General features: G+C 68.5%; 1 pseudogene. It reads left to right on the top strand.

The features are described 5' to 3' along the window. Positions 1 to 565, top strand: a pseudogene (locus ACKGJN_RS16640) (hypothetical protein); the annotation flags it as partial.

Here is a 565-nt window from a genome sequence, read left to right as displayed (position 1 = left end):
TTCCTTGTCGCCGACGTGGCGCGCGCCGTGCCGGGCGGGACCGATACGGCGTCATCCGTGGGCATGAGTTTCCGTTCCGCGCTGACTGGCGACACCGCGCTGCTGCGCTACGGGGCGGCGTATTTTCCGTACCTCGAAACGAATCTGCCCCTGCGCATTTCGGATCCGCGGGTGCGGCTCTCCGGATTCGATATCGTGACGGTGGCGCACGATGGCAGCGAGTCCGTGACGCCGGTGTCGGGCGTCGCCGGACGCAGCCTCCACGATGCGGAGCTGCGTCTGAGGACGAAGGAGCCCGAGGTGTATCGGGCGGTGCAGACCTTCGTGCGGGATGCCCGGGCCAGCGTGCCGCCGTCCGGCGCCGTGGCCGGGCTTTATGCTCGTGTCGATGCGACGCAGGGCGTGTGGAAGGCGCCGGCGGGACAGGCGCTGCTCAACATCGTTCAGCCCGCCGTCCCGGTGAACGACAGCTTTCAAGAGGCACTGAACCTTGACCCCGTAACCGGCAAGTCGGTGAACGCCATCCGCGCCTTCACGGGTCGCGGCACTCTGGTCTGGGGCGCGC

Source organism: Gillisia xinjiangensis (assembly GCF_046298265.1).
Taxonomy (GTDB): Bacteria; Bacteroidota; Bacteroidia; order Flavobacteriales; family Flavobacteriaceae; genus Gillisia; species Gillisia xinjiangensis.
Note: the sequence above shows the minus strand (reverse complement) of the source record. Positions and strands in the feature narration are given on the sequence as shown.